Source organism: Microbacterium shimangi, from assembly GCF_043556445.1.
Taxonomy (GTDB): domain Bacteria; phylum Actinomycetota; class Actinomycetes; order Actinomycetales; family Microbacteriaceae; genus Microbacterium.
Window position 1 is genome coordinate 116,493 of record NZ_JBIGII010000004.1, and the last position, 19,762, is coordinate 136,254.

General features: G+C 69.4%; 17 protein-coding genes. 10 read left to right on the plus strand and 7 right to left on the minus strand.

From position 1 onward, the window contains the following. The first annotated feature begins 59 nt into the window (after nucleotides 1-59). Genes ACFXQA_RS07405 through ACFXQA_RS07415 form a run of 3 tightly spaced genes read left to right on the plus strand, consistent with a single transcriptional unit; the run spans nucleotide 60 to nucleotide 3,469 of the window. Complete coding sequence (locus tag ACFXQA_RS07405) at nucleotides 60-689, plus strand: SAF domain-containing protein (protein ID WP_394519181.1); 630 nt, start codon at nucleotides 60-62, stop codon at nucleotides 687-689. Further along, entirely contained in the window at nucleotides 686-1,936 is a 1,251-nt protein-coding gene (locus tag ACFXQA_RS07410; RefSeq protein WP_394519182.1) for a CpaE/TadZ family protein, read from the plus strand. Before ACFXQA_RS07405 ends, ACFXQA_RS07410 begins: the two co-directional genes overlap by 4 nt. Nucleotides 1,937-1,975: 39 nt before the next feature. Continuing rightward, on the plus strand, nucleotides 1,976-3,469 hold the full coding sequence (locus tag ACFXQA_RS07415) for a sensor histidine kinase (protein ID WP_394519183.1): 1,494 nt from the start codon (nucleotides 1,976-1,978) through the stop codon (nucleotides 3,467-3,469). Nucleotides 3,470-3,579: 110 nt separating this feature from the next. Here the strand turns inward: ACFXQA_RS07415 and ACFXQA_RS07420 are convergent, their stop codons facing one another. Continuing rightward, nucleotides 3,580-3,828: a WhiB family transcriptional regulator gene (locus ACFXQA_RS07420; RefSeq protein ID WP_116646083.1), complete on the minus strand. Its 249-nt coding sequence runs from the start codon at nucleotides 3,826-3,828 to the stop codon at nucleotides 3,580-3,582. A gap of 214 nt (nucleotides 3,829-4,042) precedes the next feature. Between ACFXQA_RS07420 and ACFXQA_RS07425 the strand changes: the two genes are divergently transcribed. Then, nucleotides 4,043-4,426, plus strand: coding sequence for a histidine kinase (locus ACFXQA_RS07425; protein WP_394519184.1), 384 nt, complete (start codon nucleotides 4,043-4,045; stop codon nucleotides 4,424-4,426). Between the two features lie 26 nt (nucleotides 4,427-4,452). Here the strand turns inward: ACFXQA_RS07425 and bcp are convergent, their stop codons facing one another. The 3 genes from bcp to aroA are packed head-to-tail and all read right to left on the minus strand — an operon-like array spanning nucleotide 4,453 to nucleotide 7,344. Beyond that, a complete protein-coding gene (gene bcp, locus ACFXQA_RS07430; RefSeq protein WP_394519185.1) occupies nucleotides 4,453-4,926 on the minus strand; it encodes a thioredoxin-dependent thiol peroxidase in 474 nt (157 codons plus the stop codon). A gap of 9 nt (nucleotides 4,927-4,935) precedes the next feature. Beyond that, on the minus strand, nucleotides 4,936-5,973 hold the full coding sequence (gene rsgA / locus ACFXQA_RS07435) for a ribosome small subunit-dependent GTPase A (protein ID WP_394519186.1): 1,038 nt from the start codon (nucleotides 5,971-5,973) through the stop codon (nucleotides 4,936-4,938). A 15-nt stretch (nucleotides 5,974-5,988) separates the two neighbouring features. Continuing rightward, the gene (gene aroA, locus ACFXQA_RS07440; protein WP_394519187.1) at nucleotides 5,989-7,344 is read right to left on the minus strand and encodes a 3-phosphoshikimate 1-carboxyvinyltransferase; all 1,356 of its coding nucleotides are present in this window, start codon (nucleotides 7,342-7,344) and stop codon (nucleotides 5,989-5,991) included. Between the two features lie 34 nt (nucleotides 7,345-7,378). Here aroA and ACFXQA_RS07445 point away from each other — a divergent pair, with 34 nt between their 5' ends. After that, a complete protein-coding gene (locus ACFXQA_RS07445) occupies nucleotides 7,379-8,065 on the plus strand; it encodes a sigma-70 family RNA polymerase sigma factor (RefSeq protein WP_394519188.1) in 687 nt (228 codons plus the stop codon). After that, nucleotides 8,062-8,304, plus strand: coding sequence for a zf-HC2 domain-containing protein (locus ACFXQA_RS07450; protein ID WP_394519189.1), 243 nt, complete (start codon nucleotides 8,062-8,064; stop codon nucleotides 8,302-8,304). The genes ACFXQA_RS07445 and ACFXQA_RS07450 overlap by 4 nt, the downstream gene beginning before the upstream one ends. A 79-nt stretch (nucleotides 8,305-8,383) precedes the next feature. Here the strand turns inward: ACFXQA_RS07450 and ACFXQA_RS07455 are convergent, their stop codons facing one another. Continuing rightward, the gene (locus tag ACFXQA_RS07455) at nucleotides 8,384-12,109 is read right to left on the minus strand and encodes a multifunctional oxoglutarate decarboxylase/oxoglutarate dehydrogenase thiamine pyrophosphate-binding subunit/dihydrolipoyllysine-residue succinyltransferase subunit (protein WP_394520208.1); all 3,726 of its coding nucleotides are present in this window, start codon (nucleotides 12,107-12,109) and stop codon (nucleotides 8,384-8,386) included. A 152-nt stretch (nucleotides 12,110-12,261) separates the two neighbouring features. Between ACFXQA_RS07455 and guaB1 the strand changes: the two genes are divergently transcribed. Continuing rightward, entirely contained in the window at nucleotides 12,262-13,719 is a 1,458-nt protein-coding gene (gene guaB1, locus ACFXQA_RS07460) for a GMP reductase (protein ID WP_394519190.1), read from the plus strand. 200 nt (nucleotides 13,720-13,919) lie between these two features. Here guaB1 and ACFXQA_RS07465 read toward each other — a convergent pair whose 3' ends face one another. After that, complete coding sequence (locus tag ACFXQA_RS07465) at nucleotides 13,920-14,870, minus strand: hypothetical protein (RefSeq protein WP_394519191.1); 951 nt, start codon at nucleotides 14,868-14,870, stop codon at nucleotides 13,920-13,922. A gap of 445 nt (nucleotides 14,871-15,315) precedes the next feature. On the opposite strand from ACFXQA_RS07465, the gene ACFXQA_RS07470 reads away from it, so the two are divergent. Beyond that, entirely contained in the window at nucleotides 15,316-16,659 is a 1,344-nt protein-coding gene (locus ACFXQA_RS07470) for a hemolysin family protein (RefSeq protein WP_394519192.1), read from the plus strand. Further along, nucleotides 16,656-17,711, plus strand: a complete 1,056-nt coding sequence (locus ACFXQA_RS07475) for a hemolysin family protein (RefSeq protein WP_394519193.1) — start codon at nucleotides 16,656-16,658, stop codon at nucleotides 17,709-17,711. The genes ACFXQA_RS07470 and ACFXQA_RS07475 overlap by 4 nt, the downstream gene beginning before the upstream one ends. Nucleotides 17,712-17,720: 9 nt before the next feature. On the opposite strand, the gene ACFXQA_RS07480 is transcribed toward ACFXQA_RS07475, so the two are convergent. Continuing rightward, on the minus strand, nucleotides 17,721-18,785 hold the full coding sequence (locus tag ACFXQA_RS07480; RefSeq protein WP_394520209.1) for an NADH:flavin oxidoreductase/NADH oxidase: 1,065 nt from the start codon (nucleotides 18,783-18,785) through the stop codon (nucleotides 17,721-17,723). 28 nt (nucleotides 18,786-18,813) lie between these two features. Here ACFXQA_RS07480 and ACFXQA_RS07485 point away from each other — a divergent pair, with 28 nt between their 5' ends. Then, nucleotides 18,814-19,725, plus strand: a complete 912-nt coding sequence (locus ACFXQA_RS07485) for an ADP-dependent NAD(P)H-hydrate dehydratase (protein WP_394519194.1) — start codon at nucleotides 18,814-18,816, stop codon at nucleotides 19,723-19,725. Nucleotides 19,726-19,762: the final 37 nt, after the last annotated feature.

Below are 19,762 nucleotides of genomic sequence, written 5' to 3' on the forward strand. Positions count from 1 at the left end.
ATAACGCCGCTGTGGATAAAACCCGACACTCTGTGTCTGATCGGGGCACCATGGTCGGCATGACGGCCATCGACTCGCCTCGACGGCGACCCCGCAAGTTCTGGGGCGACGCCCGGTTCCTCCTCGGCATCCTGTTGATCGCATTGTCGGTCGCCGGGGTGTGGCTGGTCGTCACGGCCGCACGACAGACGGCACCGGTGTATGCCGCGACGCGGACCATCGTTCCCGGGGAAACGCTCACGGTCGCAGACCTCCGCGTCGTCGACGTCGCGCTGGGGCAGGTGGGGGAGTCGTATGTCGGCCCGGCGGCGCTCGAAGACGGCACCGTCGCGACGCGCACGATCGGCGAGGGCGAACTCGTCCCCGCCGAGGCCGTCGGGGCCGCCGCCGACGCGCGGACGACGAGCCTGGTCATCCGTACCTCGTCAGACGTCTCGGCGTCGATCGTCGAGGGTACGCGGGTCGAGGTGTGGCACGCTCCGCCCCTCGACCGCGAGTCGTTCGACGCACCCCGCATCCTCGTCGCCGATGCGACCGTCGCCGCCGTCACCCGCGACGATGCCATGATCGGCGGCGCGAATGCGACGCTCGAAGTCGTCATCGCCCGTGCCGACGTCGCGGCCACGCTCGAGGCGCAATCGAACGGGTCGGTGCTCTCGGTCGTTCCGGTCGCCGGGACTGCGCGATGACCGGTGCGGTCGTCGCCGTCGACCCTCCCCGTGGCGAGAGGCTCGCCGCAGAGCTCCGCGCCGAGGGTGTGCGGGTCGTCGCGGTGATCGAGGCGGATGCCGCGTCACGAGCGCCGGATGACGCCGTGCCCGCCGGCGCCGACACCCTCGTGCTGCAAGCCGGCCGCACTGCGCCGGCTCCGGCGCTGGTCGACGCGTGTCGAATGCGGGGCGTGCGGATCATTCTGCTCGGCGATGACGCCTCAGCTCGGCGCGACGCGGCGGGGCTGGGGCTCGCCGCGCCGCTGGCGCTCGACGTGGAGGGCTGGGTGCTCGCCGACGCCTTGGCCGCTCCGGCCGCGGGGATCGATGCAACGGCACGGCGGCGGCCCGCGGCGGGCGGGGTCATCGCTGTGTGGGGCCCCCACGGATCCCCGGGTCGGTCGACCCTCGCCATCGAACTCGCGGCAGAACTCCGGCGGGGCGCGTCGCGGGTCGCGCTGGTCGACGCCGACTCCCACGCGCCGTCGCTCGCGCTCCTGCTCGGCATCGCCGACGAGGGACCAGGCTTCGCCGCCGCTTGCCGGCAGGTCGATCTCGGGGGGCTCGACGGCGATGAGCTCAGTCGAATCAGCGCACCGGCGGGCGCCGGTGCGGGCCGCATCGACGTCCTCACGGGCATCAACAGGCCGGGGCGCTGGCCCGAGTTGGCGCACGACCGCGTCGTGGGCGCGCTGGCGGCGTGTCGGGCGTGGGCCGACCATGTCGTCGTCGACGTCGCCGCGGCCCTCGAGCGTGACGAAGAGATCATGAGCGACCTCGACGGTCCGCGCCGCAACGCCGCGACGGTCGCCACGCTGCAGGAGGCAGACACGATCGTGGCCGTGCTCTCGGCCGATCCGGTCGGGGTCGCGCGCTTCCTCCGCGCGCACGCCGAGCTCCGCGCGACCATCGGCTCGGCCCGCGTGGTCGTGGTCGCGAATCGGCTGCGGCCGGGCACCCTCGGCATCGACGCGCGCGGACAGGTGCGCCGCACTCTCGAGCGCTTCGCGGGTATCGAGGACGTCTGGTTCGTTCCTCTCGACCCGAGGTCGGCGGATGCAGCAGTCCTGGCGGCGCGTCCCGTGTCGGAGGTCGCTCCCCGGTCCCCGCTGTCCGCGGCCGTGCGGCGACTCGTCGGAGAGGCGGTGTCTCCTTCGCCGCGACCAGCCATCGATCCTCGCGCGCGTCGCCCGCGCGGAGCGCGGCGGCTCGCTCGCACCGGATGAGGGCGCATCCCGTCGAGGGGTCCCCCCTACGCTAGAGGTGTGTCAACGCTCAGCGACCTCGTCTACGCCCAGGGCCGATTCAGCGAGCCGGATGTCGAGTGGCTGCATCGCCTCGCCGGCGACGGTCAGCTCCTGGCCGACCTCGCTTTCGCCGACATCGTGATCTGGGTGCCGACGGCCGACGATTCTTTCGTCGCGGTCGCGCACACCCGTCCCGGAGGAGCCGCGACGCTGTTCTACCGCGACATCGTCGGCGACCGTGTCCGTCCGCAGTGGCGCACGCAGGTCCTCGAGGCCTTCCAGAGCGGTCGGATCGTCGACTCCGCCTCTCCCGACTGGTTCGAAGAGACCCCGACGCGCGTCAGGGCCGTGCCGATCGTGCGCCAACTGGCTCGCGGTGACGACCCCGCCGTCACGGTGGGGGTGCTGACCCGTCACACCAACCTGGGCGAGGCCCGCACCCCGTCGCGCCAGCAGATCACCTTCAACGACTGCGCAGACGACGTCTTCGGCATGGTCGCCTCGGGGGAGTTCCCCGACCTTGCCGCGCCGACCGCTCCGCGCCGCGGTGCGCCGCGTGCGTCCGACGGACTCATCCGCCTCGACGTCGACGGCATCACCACCTTCGCCAGCCCGAACGCGCTCTCCGCGTTCAACCGCATGGGGTTCGAAGACGAACTCGAGGGCGAGTCGCTGGTCGACGTCACGACCCGCATCCTTCCCGCGAACCGCGAGGTCGACGAGTCGCTTCCGGTCGTGGTGACCGGTCGCGCTCCGTGGCGTGCCGACATCGAGGCCCGCGGTGTTCAGGTGTCGCTGCGGACGATTCCGCTGCGTGACCACGGGGTGCGGATCGGGGCGATCGTGCTCTGCCGCGATGTGACCGAGATCCGTCATCAGGAGCAGGAGCTCATCACCAAGGATGCGACGATCCGCGAGATCCACCACCGGGTGAAGAACAACCTGCAGACCGTCGCGTCCCTGCTGCGTATCCAGGCGCGTCGTACGCACTCCGACGAAGCGCGGGATGCGCTCAGCCAGGCCATGCGTCGCGTCTCGGCGATCGCCGTGGTGCACGACACCCTCTCCGAGGGACTCGCTCAGAACGTCGACTTCGACACGGTCTTCGACCGAGTGCTCAAGCTCGTGGCGGAGGTGGCCGCGGCGCCGAACACCCGCGCCCGCACACGCTCGACGGGGCGGTTCGGCACGCTGCCCAGCGAGTACGCCACGCCCCTCGCCCTCGCTCTCACCGAACTCGTCACGAACGCCGTCGAGCACGGGCTCGCCGGTCAGGAGGGCGATGTGGAGATCTCCGCGGAGCGCGGCACGGAGAACCTCGAAGTGAGCGTGCGCGACACCGGCGTCGGCTTGCCCGAGGGGCAGGTCGGCCGGGGTCTCGGCACTCAGATCGTCCGCACCCTCATCCAGGGCGAACTGGGGGGCACCATCGACTGGCACACGCTCGTCGGGAGCGGCACCGAAGTGACGATCCTCATCCCCTTGCGCTACATCGAACGCTCGCGCGCCTGATTCCGGTACACCGAAAACAGCCGGCACGACCCACCGAGGCGGGTCGTGCCGGCTGTTGACACGGGTGAGCTACGCGGCGGCCGGGTCGGGCCGGTGCGAAACGGGTCGCTTCAGGAAGCGCGTCGCGCGCGAGCGGCGCGGCGCTTGAGTGCACGACGCTCGTCTTCAGAGAGACCGCCCCATACGCCGGAGTCCTGACCGGACTCGAGAGCGTACTGGAGGCACACCTCGGTGACGGTGCACCGGGCGCAGACCGACTTCGCCTTCTCGATCTGGTCGACGGCCGGGCCGGTGTTTCCCACGGGGAAGAACAGCTCGGGGTCGACGGTAAGGCAGGCGGATTTGTCGCGCCAATCCATGGTGGTGCTCCTTGTGACGAAAGTCGGATGAGTTGGGATCCCGGATTCGGGTTCCGGTACCCTTGTGGGAGATGCGAGCGAAAGACTCGCCCCACTTCGCTGTGGGAGCACACGGCTTCGACCATCGTCCCACAGCCCTCCCCGGCGATCAAGAGGTAACCGGCAGGTTTCCAGGGAGTTACCACTCTCACCGGTTCTCTCGGAAGGGCCTCTCGTGGCCGCACGTGTTCTCGCCGCCGTCGTGCTCGGGCTCGAGGCCGTGGGTGTGGCCGCGCTCGTCGCCTGGCAGATTGCGGCGCTCGCCACGGGCGACACCGTCTTCCTCGCCACCGCGCTCGCGTTGATGGTGCTCACGATCGTCGCCGCCGCGGGGTTGGCGGCATTCGCCGTGGCCACGCTCCGAGGAGCATCGTGGGGCCGCTCCGGGGGCATCGTCGCCCAGGTTCTGATTCTCGCGGTCGCGCTCGGCGCGCTCACCGGCGCGGGGGCAGACCCGCTCATCGCGCTCGCCATCGCGGCTCCGGCCGCGCTCGGGCTCGTCCTGCTGCTGATGGTGGTCAAGCGTGACGCGCCCGAAGGGGAGCCCGACGACCTCTGAGCGGCTGCGGACGCGAGAGAGGCCGCTCAGGCGGCGTCGACGCCCAGAGTCTTGCGGAGACGGGCGACGTGGCCCGTCGCCTTCACGTTGTAAAGCGCCTCGCGAACGACGCCGTTCTCATCGAGCACGAACGTCGAGCGCAGAACACCGGTGATCGTCTTGCCGTAGTTCTGCTTCTCGCCCCACGCGCCGTACGCGTCGTGCACCGCGTGGTCGGGGTCGCTCAGCAGGGGGAACGTGATGCCGTCGTTCTCCCGGAACTGTCTCAGCTTCGCCGGCTCGTCGCGCGAGATGCCGAGCACCGTGTAGCCCGCACCCTGCAAGGAGGCGAGGCTGTCGCGGAAGTCGCACGCCTGGGTCGTGCACCCGGGGGTCATCGCCGCCGGGTAGAAGTACAGAATGACGCGCTGGCCGCGGAGGTCGGCGAGAGAGAGCGCCGTGCCGTCCTGGTCGAGGAGGGTGAAGTCGGGAGCCGCGCTGCCGGGTTCGAGGTGGGTCACCCCTTCAGCCTACGATCCGGCGAAGGTGATCAGCAGCCGCTGGAGCGAATCCAGGCGGGCAGCTGCCTCGGGCCCGAGGCGTCCCTCGGCGACGGCCTCGACGATGGCGCAATCCGGGGCGTCTGGCAGGTGCGTGCAGCCGCGCGGACAGTTCTCGGCGACCAGCGCCAGCTCGGTGAACGCACCCAGGATGTTCGCCGGGTCGACGTGGCCCAGCCCGAACGATCGGACTCCTGGGGTGTCGATGACCCATCCCGCGCCTCGCTCGCCGCGGTAGCGCAGCGAAACGGTCGACGATGACGTGTGGCGCCCGCGGCCCGTGACCTCGTTCACGTGTCCGGTCGCCCGCACCGAACCCGTCAGCGCGTTCACGAGCGTGGACTTACCGACTCCCGAATGGCCGACGAAGACGGTCGAGTGCCCGATGAGTGCCGCCCCGATCCGCTCGAGCGGCATCTCGTCCTGTCCGCTCGTGAACACCTCGAGGTCGAGCCCGTCGAAGTGCGAAAGGAACTGCGCGGGGTCTGCGAGGTCTGTCTTGGTCACCACGAGCAGTGGACGCACCCCGGCGTCGAGCGCCGCGACGAGGTAGCGGTCGACGAGACGCTCGCGCGGCTCGGGGTCGGCGGCGGCCACCACGATGAGCATCTGGTCGGCGTTGGCGACGATGATCCGCTCCACCTGGTCGGTGTCGTCGGCGCTCCGGCGAAGAAGTGACGTGCGCGGTTCCAACCCCACGATGCGGGCCAGCGTTCCGTCGGTCGCGGATTTGTCACCGACGACGCGCGCGAGGTCTCCGGTCACGATGCGCTCCCGGCGCAACTCGCGCGCCCGGGTCGTGAGCACGCGTCGCTCCTCGGGCGTTCCCTCGTCGACCAGCACCGTGTAACGGCCGCGGTCGACTCCGAGCACGCGGGCGACCGTCGCGTCGGCGTGCACCGGGCGGATCTTCGTCCGCGGCCGGTTGGCTCGCGGGTTCGGACGGGCGCGGAAGTCGGACTCGTCGAGTTCCGGTTCGTCGTCGTCGGGGTTGTCGAGCCAGCTCACGGGGTCCTCACGGGGTCACGACGCAGCATCCGTCGACGATCCGTCGAGCATGGCCTGCCAGAGGGCCGCGAACTGCGGCATCGTCTTGGCTGTCGTGCCGATGTCGTCGACGACGACGCCCGGGACGCGCAGGCCGATGAGGGCGCCGGTTGTGGCGAGGCGGTGGTCGTGGTGGGCCCGCCACACGCCCCCGGTGAGGGGGCGCGGCACGATGCGGATACCGTCTTCGAGTTCTTCGGCCTCACCGCCAAGGGCGCGGAGGTTTCCGACCAGCGCCGCGATCCTGTCGGTCTCGTGCCCGCGGATGTGCCCGATGCCGTAGAGGGTGGTGGGGGCGTCGGCGAACGCCGCCAGGCCGAACAGCGTGGGTGCAAGTTCTCCCGCCGCTGAGAGATCGAGATCGATACCCACGACGCCGTCGCCGGCAGAGACGGTGAGACTGCCGCCCCGGCGCGAGGCGCGGCCGCCCATCTCGGTGAGGATGTCGGTCAGCAGCGCTCCCGGCTGCGTCGAGTGGAGGGGCCAGCCCGCGACCGAGACGCTGCCGCCGGTGAGCATCGCGGCCGCCAAGAACGGGGCGGCGTTCGAGAGGTCGGGCTCGATGGTGACGTCTTTGGCGCGCACGGGACCCGCCGGGACGAGCCATTCGCCGGGGCGTGGCTGCTCGACGTGGATGCCGCGGTGGCCCAGTGCCTCGACGGTCATGTCGATGTGCGGCACGCTGGGCAGTTTTCCGCCGGTGTGACGGAGCCGCAGGCCCACGTCGAAGCGCGGGGCGGCGAGCAGCAGGCCTGAGACGAACTGACTCGATCCGCTCGCGTCGATCTCGACCTCGCCGCCGCGGATGTGGCCGTGCCCGTGCACGGCGAAAGGCAGCGCCCAGCGTCCGCCGTCGTCGATGTCGACTCCGACGTCGCGCAGAGCGGTGATCATGGCGCCCATCGGTCGGTGCAGGGCACTCTCGTGGGCGGTCAGGACGACTTCGCCGTCAGCGAGTCCGGCCAAGCCCGCCACGAAGCGCATGACGGTGCCCGCTTGGCCGCAGTCGATCTCGATGCCGCCGCGGAACGGCGTGAGGGGGCTGATCGCGAGATCGGGGCCGAAAGCGCCGTCGCCCTCCACCGCTTCGATGCCGACGCCGAGGGCACGGAGTGCGTCGATCATGCGGGCGGAGTCATCGGAGTGCAGCGGCCCGTGCAGGGTGCCGGGGCCTTCGGCGATGGCGGCGAGGATCAGCTCGCGGTTCGTCAGCGATTTCGAGCCGGGCACCGACACCGCCGCGCGTATCGGGCCCCGTGCCACGGGCGCAGGCCATTCGCCGCGCGGGGCGGTCGCGTTCGCGGTGGTCGGGGAATAGCCGTCGGCGGTCATCGGTTTCTACCCTACTGAAGGCGAAAGGAGCGCAATGCCCGTACTGATGGAACGCGACACCGTATCGGCGTCGAAGAACACGGGGCTGATGGATGCTTCATGGCCCGACGTAGACTTGCTCGTGATGAACGACAGGGTCCCCACCCCCGCTGATGTGCGCGGGCAGTTCGAGGAGCAGGCGCTCCCCTTCATGGACCAGCTCTATGCCGCCGCGATGCGCATGACTCGCAATCCCGCGGATGCTGCCGACCTCGTGCAAGAGACCTTCGTGAAGGCTTTCTCCTCGTGGGCCTCGTTCACGCAGGGTACGAACCTGAAGGCGTGGCTCTACCGCATCCTCACGAACACCTACATCAACACCTACCGCAAGAAGCAGCGGGAGCCCTATCAGGGCACCATCGACGACCTCGAGGACTGGCAACTCGGGGGAGCGGAATCGACGACGGCTTCGAGCTCGCGCTCGGCCGAGGCAGAAGCGATCGACCGGATGCCGGCATCCGTCGTGAAAGACGCACTGCAATCGATTCCCGAAGATTTCCGGTTGGCGGTGTACTTCGCAGACGTCGAGGGCTTCGCTTACCAGGAGATCGCCGACATCATGAAGACTCCGATCGGCACGGTCATGAGTCGCCTGCACCGAGGCCGGCGACTGCTGCGTGAACTGCTGGCGGGCTATGCGAAGGAGCGCGGCATCACCGCCGCGTCGGGAGTAGGAAAATGAGCGACTGCGGCTGCGAGAAAGCCCAACGCGACCTCGAGGAGTACCTGCGCCACGAGGTGTGCAAGACCTCCCACGACGACATCGAGCAGCACCTCGAGGGTTGTCCCGGATGCCAGGACGAAGCACTGGTCGCCCGCACCCTCACCGATGTCGTGGCGCGCGCGTGCAAAGAGACGGCCCCCGAAGACCTGCGAGATCTCGTTCTCGCACGTCTCGCAGAGGCGCAGACGGCGCGCTGACCCGTCTCGCACTGATCGTGTGAGAACACCCGAGGGGGTGTCGCCGCGGCGACACCCCCTCGGGTGTTCTCGTCATCCCTTACAGCGTGAGAGCCTGCTCGAGGATCGCGGCCGACTCCTGAGCGTGCACCTTCGGCGAACCCGTCGCCGGTGAGGCGGCCGCCGCTCGCGAGATGCGGCGGATCGCGCGCCCTCCGAGATGCTTCGCCAGTTCCAGCGCGATGAACGGCCAGGCGCCCTGGTTCTCGGGCTCGTCCTGCACCCACACCAGCTCGGCGTTCGGGTAACGGTCGAGCACAGCGGTCAGCTCGGCGACCGGTGACGGGTAATACTGCTCGAGTCGCACGAGGGCGATCTCCGGGCGCGGCTTCTTCTCGAGTTCGCCGCGGAGATCCCAGTGGATCTTGCCCGCGTGCAGCAGCACGCGCGTCACCTTGGCGGCGTCGAGCCCGCGGTTGTCGTCGAGCACCGGTTCGAACTTGCCCGTGGTGAAATCCTCCACGGGGCTGGTGGCTCCGCGCAACCGCAGCATCGCCTTCGGGGTGAAGACGACCAGCGGGCGCCGCGGACGCTGATACGCCTGGCGGCGGAGCAGGTGGAAATACGAGGCGGGCGTCGACGGACGAGCGACGGTCATGTTGTCTTGCGCGCACATCTGCAGGTAACGCTCGATGCGGGCCGACGAGTGGTCGGGTCCCTGTCCTTCGTACCCGTGGGGGAGGAGCAGCACGACGCTCGACTGCTGGCCCCACTTCTGATCGGCCGACGAGATGAACTCGTCGATGACCGACTGGGCACCGTTGCCGAAGTCGCCGAACTGCGCCTCCCAGAGGACGAGCGCGTCGGCCCGCTCCACGGAGTAGCCGTACTCGAACGCCATGGCGGCGTACTCGCTCAGCAAGGAGTCGTAGACCCAGAACCGCCCCTGGTTGTCGCTGAGGTTCGACAGCGGGATCCACTCCTGACCGTTCGCACGGTCGTGGAGTACGGAGTGTCGCTGGACGAACGTGCCGCGGCGGGAATCCTGACCCTCGAGGCGCACCGAGGTGCCCTCGAGAAGCAGCGAACCGAAGGCGAGAAGCTCGCCGAAGCCCCAGTCGATGTTGCCGCTGCGGCTCATCTCGAGCCGCTTGTCGAGCAGCTGCTGGAGCTTCGTGTGGACGGTGAAGCCCTCGGGCTTGTTGACGAACGCGTCGCCGATCGACTGGACGACCTCGCGCGACACACCGGTCGTCTCGGGCTCTCCGGCGACGGGTGCGTCGGCAGCATCCGGAACCACCACCGGCGACGTCCCCGTTTCTGCGGCGTGGGTCTCGGCGAACGCGACCTCGAGTCGACCCTGGAAGTCGGCCTTCGCCTGCTCGTACTCCTCTTGCGTGATGTCGCCGCGACCGATGAGCGACTCGGTGTACAGGCGACGCACCGAGCGCTTGGCCTCGATGAGGTTGGTCATCAGCGGCTGCGTCATCGAGGGATCGTCGCCCTCGTTGTGACCGCGACGGCGGTAGCAGACGAGATCGATGACGACGTCGCGGTGGAATTCTTCGCGGTACATGAACGCGAGCTCGGCCACGCGCACGACGGCTTCTGGGTCATCGCCGTTGACGTGGAACACCGGCGCCTGGATCGTCTTGGCGACATCGGTCGCGTAGACCGACGAACGCGCGTCGGACGGCTGCGTGGTGAACCCGACCTGGTTGTTGACGACGACGTGGATCGTGCCGCCGGTGCGGAAACCGCGCAGCAAGGACATCTGCAGGGTCTCGACGACGACGCCCTGGCCGGCGAAGGCCGCGTCGCCGTGCACGAGCACCGGGAGCCAGGAGAAGCTGCCGATGGGTTTGCGGTCTTGCTTGGCGCGGACGATGCCCTCGAGCACTCCATCGACGGTCTCGAGGTGCGACGGGTTCGCGGCGAGGTACACCGGCAGCTCTTTGTCGCCCTCGGCAGCGAAGGTGCCCTCGGTACCGAGGTGGTACTTCACGTCGCCCGAGCCCCGCTTGTTGCCGAGCGCGACCGAGCCTTCGAATTCGCGGAACACCTGGCCGTAGGTCTTGCCGGCGATGTTGGTCAAGACGTTGAGGCGTCCGCGGTGCGCCATGCCGATGGCGGCGCCGTCGAGGTCTGCGGATGCTGCGCCCTGGAGGATCTCGTCGAGGAGCGGAATCAACGACTCGCCGCCCTCGAGGCTGAAGCGCTTCTGGCCCACGTACTTCGTCTGGAGGAACGTCTCGAACGCCTCGGCCTCGTTCAGCTTCGACAGGATGCGCAGCTGCTCGTCGTGACCGGGCTTCGTGTACTTGACCTCGACATTGTTCTGGAACCACTTGCGCTGCACCGGGTCTTGGATGTGCATGTACTCGAGGCCGATCGTGCGGCAGTACGAGTCACGCAGGACGCCGAGGATGTCGCGGAGCTTCATGACGCGCTTGCCGCCGAATCCGCCGGTCACGAACTCGCGATCCAGGTCCCAGAAGGTCAGCCCGTGCGACTCGATCTCGAGGTCGGGGTGCGTGCGCTGAACGTACTCGAGCGGGTCGATGTCGGCCATGAGGTGGCCGCGCACGCGGAAGGCGTTGATGAGCTCGTGGACGCGAGCGGCCTTGTCGATGCGCTCCGACAGATCGACATGGATGTCTTTGCCCCAGCGGATGGGCGAGTAGGGGATGCGCATCGCGGCGAACAGATCGTCGTAGAAGCCGTGCTCGCCGGTCAGCAGCTCGTGCACGATCTTCAAGAACTGGCCGGACCCCGCGCCCTGGATCACCCGGTGGTCATAGGTGCTCGTGAGGGTGATCGTCTTTCCGATCGCCAACTCGTTCAGGGTCGTGTCGCTGGCGCCCTGGTATTCGGCGGGGTACTCGAGAGCTCCCGCGCCCACGATGCATCCCTGCCCCTTCATGAGGCGCGGCACGGAGTGCACGGTGCCGATGCCACCGGGGTTGGTCAACGACAGCGTCGTGCCCTGGAAGTCGGCGGCCGTGAGCTTGTTGTTGCGTGCGCGCTTGACGAGGTCTTCGTACGCCGACAGGAACTCGTCGAACGTGAGGGTGTCGGCCCGCTTGATGCTCGGAACGAGGAGCGAGCGCGTGCCGTCGGGCTTGGGGAGGTCGATCGCGATACCGAGGTTCACGTGGGCGGGCGCCACCACCGACGGCTTGCCGTCGACCTCGGCGTAGAACACGTTCTGGCTCGGGAACTCTTTCAGCGCCTGGACGAGCGCCCAGCCGATGAGATGGGTGAAGCTGATCTTGCCGCCGCGGGTGCGGGCCATGTGGTTGTTGATGACGATGCGGTTGTCGATCATCAGCTTGGCGGGCACGGTGCGCACGCTCGTCGCCGTCGGAACCGTCAGCGACTCGTCCATGTTGGCGGCGAGCGTCTTCGGCATGCCGCGGAGCGGAGTGACCTTGTCGGCTTCTGGCTCGGTCTCGGTCTTCGCCGCCGCCGTCTCGGACTTCGGTGCCTGTGCGGGGATCGGCTGGGGCTTCGCGGGCTTCGCCGTCGTCCGGGCGACCGGCGGTGCGCCGATCACGGGGATCGGAGCCGTCACGGGCTTCGGTTCGTTCACCGACGGGGAGGGTGCGGCCGTGTTCGCGGCTCCGGCGGTGTTCGACGGTGCGGTCGTGGCGGCGGGCGCCGCGTCGTGGACGACGGGGTGGTAGGCCTCGAGAATGGGCCACCACGCCTTGTCCACGGAGTTCCGGTCGGACCTGAACTGCTCGTAGAGCTCGTCGACTAGCCACTCATTGGCGCCGAATTCGCCCTCGTTCGAAGTACCGATTCCGGTCACCTGGCTCGACACGGTCGATCGCCTGCTTTCTTCGATGAAGATGGAGGCGGCGCGCCGATGCTGCTCACGCACGCCGCTCGTCAAGCCTAGCCCAGTTGGGGGCTCCCTCCTCGGCGCAGAGCAGGCCGATGCCGGCTCGTGCGCCGCCGCGTACCGTAGAAGTCATGGAGTTCTATGGAGAGCGGCCCGAGGTCGACCTGACCTATTCCGACGTGTTCCTCGTGCCTCGCCGTTCGGCGGTCACCAGTCGTCTCGACGTCGACCTCTCACCCGGAGACGGAACGTCGGCGCGCATCCCCCTGGTGTCGGCGAACATGAACTCCGTCACGGGTCCGCGCCTGGCGGCCACCCTCGCCCGACGGGGCGGCCTCGGTGTGTTGCCGCAAGACCTGCCGCTGCAGGAGCTCGATGCCGCCATCCGGTGGGTCAAATCGCAGCCCGTGCAGTGGGACGGAGCGCTCGTCCTCTCACCGGACGCGACGGTCGCCGAGGCGGCGAGGCTGATGCCCCCGACAGAAGGCCACGGCATCGTGGTCGCGAATTCGACGGCCGAGCGCGTGCACATCGACGACGTCGTCGGGATCGTTTCGGCCACCCGGCTCGGCACCGCTCTTCCCGATGCGCGGCTGGGGGATCTCGTCCGCGGGCGCACTCCGGCGATCGATGCGGATGACGTCGTGACGGCGCGTCACGCGTTCGACCTGATCGTCGCCGCCGAGGCGGAGACGCTCTGCGTCATCGAGCACGGCTATCTCGTCGGCACGCTGTCGCGCCGCAGCGCCCTTCGCGGAACGCTGTACGCACCCGCCGTCGACGCGAGCGGGCGCCTCATCGTCGCCGCGGCCGTCGGGATCAACGGCGACGCCGGAGCGAAAGCGCGCGCTCTGGCCGCGGCCGGAGTCGACGTGCTGGTGCTCGACACCGCGCACGGGCACCAGGACGGCATGTTGCGCGCCCTCCGCGAGGTGGCGGCACTCGATCTCGGGCTCCCGATCGTCGCCGGCAACATCGTGACCGCCGAGGGTGTCAGCGACCTCGTCGACGCCGGCGCGACGATCCTGAAGGTCGGAGTCGGACCGGGCGCGATGTGCACCACCCGCATGATGACCGCCGTCGGCCGTCCGCAGTTCTCGGCCGTGCTCGAGACCGCCGAGGCTGCGCGCATCTACGGCGCGCACGTCTGGGCCGACGGGGGAGTGCGTTACCCCCGCGACGTCGCACTGGCCCTCGCGGCGGGCGCAGCATCCGTCATGATCGGCTCGTGGTTCGCCGGCACGATCGAGGCGCCGGGCGAGCTCATGACCGACGCCGACGGCCGCATCTACAAGGAATCGTGGGGCATGGCATCGACCAAGGCCGTGCACGAGCGCTTCGGGCGCCTCGATCCGTATGAACTCGCACGCAAGGAGCTCTTCGCCGAAGGCATCTCGTCGTCGCGGATCTACCTCGATCCCCTCCGCCCGGGCCTCGAAGACCTGCTCGACATGATCACGTCCGGTGTCCGTTCGTCGTTCACCTACGCCGGCGCCTCGACGGTGGCCGAATTCCGCGATCGCGCCCGCGTGGGCCTGCAGTCCGCCGCCGGCTACGAAGAGGGCAAGGCGCTCCCCGTCTCCTGGTGAGGCGATCGCCCTCCTCTGCGTGGTCTGGGTGCTGGGGCTCCCGGGCTCGCGCTGTCTTTCGGAGGGTTGCGCTGCTGAATGGTGCTTGCGCTGTCCATGGATGAGCCGCGCAGACACCGGAGGGCAGCGCGACCCACGGAACGGGAGCGCAACTGCGACCGCCGACGCGAAGTCCCGAGCGGGCCGAAGCGCTCCCTCGATCAGGGGCGGGGGCGCGAGGATCGCAGGCCGTCAGCGGTGAGGATGTCGTACAGGCGTCGGGGCGCGATGTCGGACGGTTCCCAGCGCGAGAATCCGCGGACGGTCCGGCGGATCTCGTTCTCGCGGTTTTTCTCGTCGATGACGATGTCGGCGGTGGAGCGGTCCGCGTCGGACTCCGGCGATAGATACTTCCCCCGTCCGTCGAGTTCGCCCCAGTGATTGGCGTCGGGGAAGAAGAAGTCGCCGAAAACCACTCGGCCGGAGGCAAGGATCCGCCGTTCCTGAAGTCTGGGCGAGGGGAAGCCGAGCCGGACGATGAGGAGGCGGCTCTCGGTCTCGCGCACATTGTCGGCGAGCGGTCGGGACGCAGCGATCGCACGAAGCGCGCGTCCCGTCCCCCTGCGAGTGGACAGTTCGAGGAGACGGCGCAATTCTTCGGTCGTCGTGAGGGGTCCGCCGCGACGTCGGACCCAGACAGCCTGGTCGATGACGGCAACAGCCTGGGTGAAGGGCAGACACCGCGCGAGATCGAGTGCCGTTTGAGCGGGTGAGGTGATGAGGTGGCCGTTCCAGACGATCGTGTCGATGCCGTCGAGCCCCAGCGCGTGGCGTCGGATCGCGCCACCGCTTCGGCCGCCCGTCGCCCGATCTATAGTTACGTCGACGGGGTCCGGCCACGCGCCGAGCACGTCGATGTCCAGCGCCGCCGCCGCCGCGAAGTGCGAATACACCTGAGGTGCGCGCGCACGGTCGGCGACTTCCTTCACCCGCAGGCGGTGCCGTTGAATCGGTCTCAGGGACCTCCAGTCGGCTGACTCGACGAAGGCTCCGGGTGCGACGCGCACCCACGCGCCTTGGTCGATCGCACGCCGGAGCTTTCGGTTGTCGAGGGGAAACTCCTCGTCGCGTCGACGCGTGACGGGAACCGTGGGGACACCGGGCCAGATCATGTCACCAGGATGGAACGCCTGACGGTCGCGCCGACGGCGCTCGGGATTAGCGCGGAAGTCCGCGGGCTGGAGCGCCCTGGGGAGGACGCGAGCTCCGCGCTTGCCCACTGATCGCGCTGTCTTTGCATGCTTGCGCTGCGAATATATGGGCCGCGGGGGCAGTATTCGGCCGCGCGACATACATTTCGGCCGCGTGGCGCACATTTCGGCCGCGCGAATCACGTTCCGGAGCGTGGACGCCCCCGCGCTGCACTTCCCGGCATCCGCCCCATTTATCTGTGCCGCGGATGACGGAAAGTGGAGCGGAATGCCCGGGGGAGAACGGAGAGCGGGCCGGCCGGGGCCGCCGGGGCAGGCGATAGACTGAGCGGACGATGGACGACCCTCCCAGTTGTAGACCTTTGCCCCACAGTCCTCTCTCCGCCTCGGGCGGAGGTGGTGCGTGATGGAACTCGTCATGCTGGGCGTGGGGCTTCTGCTCACGGTCGGAACAGGCCTCTTCGTCGCCAGTGAATTCGCCCTGGTCAACCTCGATCGTGCTGATCTCGAGAAGCGACAGGATGCGGGTGAGTCGCGGCTCTCGCTGACGATCGCGGCGCTGCGGATCACGTCGACGCACCTGTCGAGCGCGCAGCTCGGCATCACCCTGACAACGCTCCTGACCGGTTACACGATGGAGCCCGCGTTCTCGAGCCTGATCCGTCCGGCCTTCGCCGCGTGGGGCCTGCCCGACGGAATCGTCTCGCTGCTGTCGACCATCATCGGCGTCGCGCTCGCCACGATCATCTCGATGATCCTCGGCGAGCTCGTGCCGAAGAACTTCGCACTCGCGATTCCGCGCCAGACCGCCAAGCTCGTCATGCCGTTCCAGGTCGCGTTCACCGCGGTCTTCCGTCCGGCGATCATCGTGCTCAACGGCAGCGCGAACGGCATCCTCCGCGCCATGGGCGTCGAGCCCAAGGAAGAGCTGTCCGGCGCCCGGACCGCCGAAGAGCTCTCGAGCCTCGTGCGGCGTTCGGCCAGCGCCGGCATGCTCGAGAAAGACACCGCGTCCCTCCTCGACCGAAGCCTGAGGTTCGCCCGCCTCAGCGCCGCGGACGTCATGACGCCGCGCCCGAGCGTGCACGCGCTGTCGGCGGAGGACTCCGCCGACGACGTGGTGCAGCTCGCGCGCCGCACCGGGCACAGCCGCTTTCCGGTCTACGACGACTCGATGGACGACATCATCGGCATCGTGCACCTCAAGGCCGCGATCGGTGTACCCCGCGACCGCCGGGGCGATGTTCCGGCCGCGGCACTCGCGACCGAACCGCTGCGCGTTCCCGAGACCGTTCACCTCGACGCCCTCGTGGCCGAGCTGCGGGCCCGGGGCTACCAGATGGCGGTCGTCGTGGATGAATACGGTGGAACCGCCGGTGTCGTCACCCTCGAAGACCTCGTCGAAGAGATCGTCGGCGAGGTGCTCGACGAGCACGACCGCTCGCGCGCGGGCGTCGTGCGCACCGCCGAGGCCATCAACTTCCCCGGAGACCTCAGGCCCGACGAGGTGCTCGATCGTGCGGGCGTCCGCGTGCCGGAAGGCGACGTGTACGACACCGTCGGCGGCTACATGATGGCCGAACTCGAACGCATCCCCCTGATCGGCGACAGCGTTTCTGTCGAGGACGGCACCCTGACCGTGATCCGCATGGACGGGCGCCGCATCGACCGCGTCGCCTTCACCGCTCACCCCGTGGAGGAGAACGTCGACGACCTCGTGCGTGCCGCGAAGGGAGGTGACCAGCGATGAACGATTGGGCAGGAATCGCCTGGCTCGTCGTCTTGCTGGCGGCCAACGCGTTCTTCGTCGGCGCCGAATTCGCGGTCATCTCCGCACGCCGCTCGCAGATCGAACCTCTCGCCGAACGCGGATCGCGCGCCGCGAAGACGGCACTGTGGGCCATGGAACACGCCACGCTCATGCTGGCGACGTGCCAGCTCGGCATCACGATCTGCTCGCTGCTGATCCTGAACGTCTCGGAGCCGGCGATCCACCACCTGCTGGCCGGACCGCTCGGTCTCACCGGCCTGGACGAAGTCGTCGTCGATGTCGCCGCCTTCGTCGTCGCGCTCCTCATCGTTTCGTACCTGCACGTCGTCTTCGGCGAGATGGTGCCGAAGAACCTCGCGTTCACGCTGCCCGACCGCGCTGTGCTGATGCTCGCGCCGCCGCTCGTCGCGATCTCGAAGGTCTTCCGGCCCGTGATCGTCACGCTCAACTGGATCGCGAACCATGTGCTCCGGCTGTTCCGCGTCGAGCCGAAAGACGAGGCCGCGTCGACCTTCACGCTCGACGAGGTCGCCACGATCGTCAACCAGTCGCGCCGCGAGGGCGTGCTCGACGACGCGGCGGGAACGGTGGCGGCGGTGGTCGAGTTCACCGACAAGAAGAGTCGCGACGTCGCCGTGCCGCTCGCCGATCTGGTTACCCTCCCCGAGTCGACGACGCCCGATGAGATCGAACGGGCGGTCGCGAAGCACGGGTATTCGCGATACGTGATCGTGGATGCTGCGGGGGCACCGGTCGGTTACGTGCACCTCAAAGACGTGCTTCGCGCCGCCGAGATCGAGGGGGCCGTCGCCGACATCGCCCGCCCGATCCCGCCGAAGCGGATCCACCACATGGTGCCCGTGCTGGAGTCGACCGACCTCGAAGACGCGCTCGCGCTCATGCGCCGCGCCGGTCGCCACCTGGCGCAGGTGCGCGACGACGCGGGCGAGACCACCGCGGTGCTGTTCCTGGAGGACATCATCGAGGAACTCGTGGGCGAAGTGCAGGACGCGACGGCCCGACGGCGCTGAGCGCCGCGTTCAGCGCCAGCGCGCGCGCTCGTACTGCGGCGGCCACGCCACCGCGTCGCCCAGGTCGCGGGCGGCGCGGAGGGCGAAGTGCGGGTCTCGGAGCCACTCGCGGGCGGACATGATCGCGTCGGCGTCGCCACGGGCGAGGATCTCCTCGGCGAACTCGCCGGTGTCGATCATGCCGACCGCGTTGACCGCGATCCCGGCTCCGGCCCGCACGGCAGCGGCGAAAGCGACCTGGTAGCCGGGGCCCGTCGTGATCTGCTGGTGGGCGACCAGCCCGCCGCTCGAGACGTCGATGAGGTCGGCGCCGAGGTCGCGTACCACCGCCGACGCGCGCACGGTGTCGTCGACGTCCCACCCACCGTCTGCCCAGTCGGTCGCAGAGAACCTGACGGCGACGAGCGCCTGCGGAGCAGCATCCTTCACCGCCGTCACGACCCGGGTGAGCAGCCTGATGCGGTTCTCGAACGACCCGCCGTACTCGTCGGTGCGCTGATTCGACAGCGGCGAGACGAACTGGTGCAAGAGGTAGCCGTGGGCGGCGTGCACTTCGAGCACATCGAAGCCGGCGTCGACGGCGCGCCGGGCGGCCGCGGCGAAATCGGCGACCACCTTGTCGATGCCGTCGAGGTCGAGCTCGGTGGGGGTCGCATACCCCTCGTACGCCAACGCCGAGGGGGCCACGGGCTGCCAGCCGCCTTGGTCGCCGGGCACGGTGCCGCGGTGTCCGGCGAACGGAGACCACGTCGAGGCCTTGCGCCCCGCGTGCGCCAGTTGGAGGCCGGCGAGGGCGCCACGCGCGTGCAGGGCATCCACGATCGGAGCCCACGCTCTCTGCTGTGCGTCGTTCCAGATGCCGGTGTCATCGGGCGAGATGCGTCCCTCGGGGGACACAGCGGTGGCTTCGGCGACGACGAGACCGGCACCGCCCGAAGCGAACTGGGCGAGGTGCACGTGATGCCACTCCGCGGGCATGCCGTCGACGGCGCTGTACTGGCACATCGGTGCGACCCACAGTCGGTTGCGGAACGTCGTCGGGCCGATCGTCAGGGGGGTGAAGAGGATGCTCATGGTGCCTCCGGCGCGTAGGGTGTGGGCCATGTCGGGTACTGGGGTCGAGACCACGTTCGAGCCCCGGCCCGCAACGGCCGCGTGGACGGCCGAGGAGGCGCGAAGTGTTCTCCGCCTGCCAACGGCGTCAGACGACAAGTATTCCCGCGGAGTGCTCGGTCTCCGAACCGGCTCGACCCGGTACCGGGGCGCTGCGGTCCTGGGCGTCGAGGCGGCCTGGCGAACGGGCCTCGGAATGGTGCGGTACGTCGGTCCCGAACGGGCGCAGGATCTGATCCTCGCCCGCCGGCCCGAGACCGTGACCGCCGAGGGGCGGGTGCAGGCGTGGCTGATCGGATCGGGAACGGATGCTGCCGATCGCTCGCCCGACGAGGATGCGGCGCTGCGCAGCATCCTGGCCGGGGATGTTCCCGTCGTCGTCGATGCGGGAGCACTCGATCTCGCGGCGGAGGGCTCGGCGCCCCGGGTGCTGACCCCGCACGGGCGCGAGCACGACAGGCTCCGCGAAATGGCCGGGCTCGTGCCGATCGGTGCCGACGCCGACGATTCCGAGCGTGAGCGTGCGGCGCGGGAGACGGCGCGGGCGCTCGGTGCCACCGTGCTCCTCAAGGGGGCGACGACGGTCGTCGCGACGCCCGGCGGGTGGGTGCGGCGGGTCACGACGGGCACACCGTGGCTCGCCACGGCGGGGACGGGTGACGTGCTCGCCGGTGTCATCGGCGCGATCGTCGCGGGCGCCACCGTACGAACGCCGGCCGACGTAGAGCACCTCGGGGCGCTCGCCGCCACGGGGGCATGGGTGCACGGGCGCGCGGCCACCGAAGCGGCGGCCCGTCACGGTGGGGCCGGGGGGCCGATCACCGCCCTCGACATCACGGCCGAGATCGCGCGAACGGTGGCGGGACTTCTCGCCGGCGACGACGCAGCCCCACGTCGCTGATGTCGCCGGGCGTCGGCCCGATACGTTCGCGAAAGTC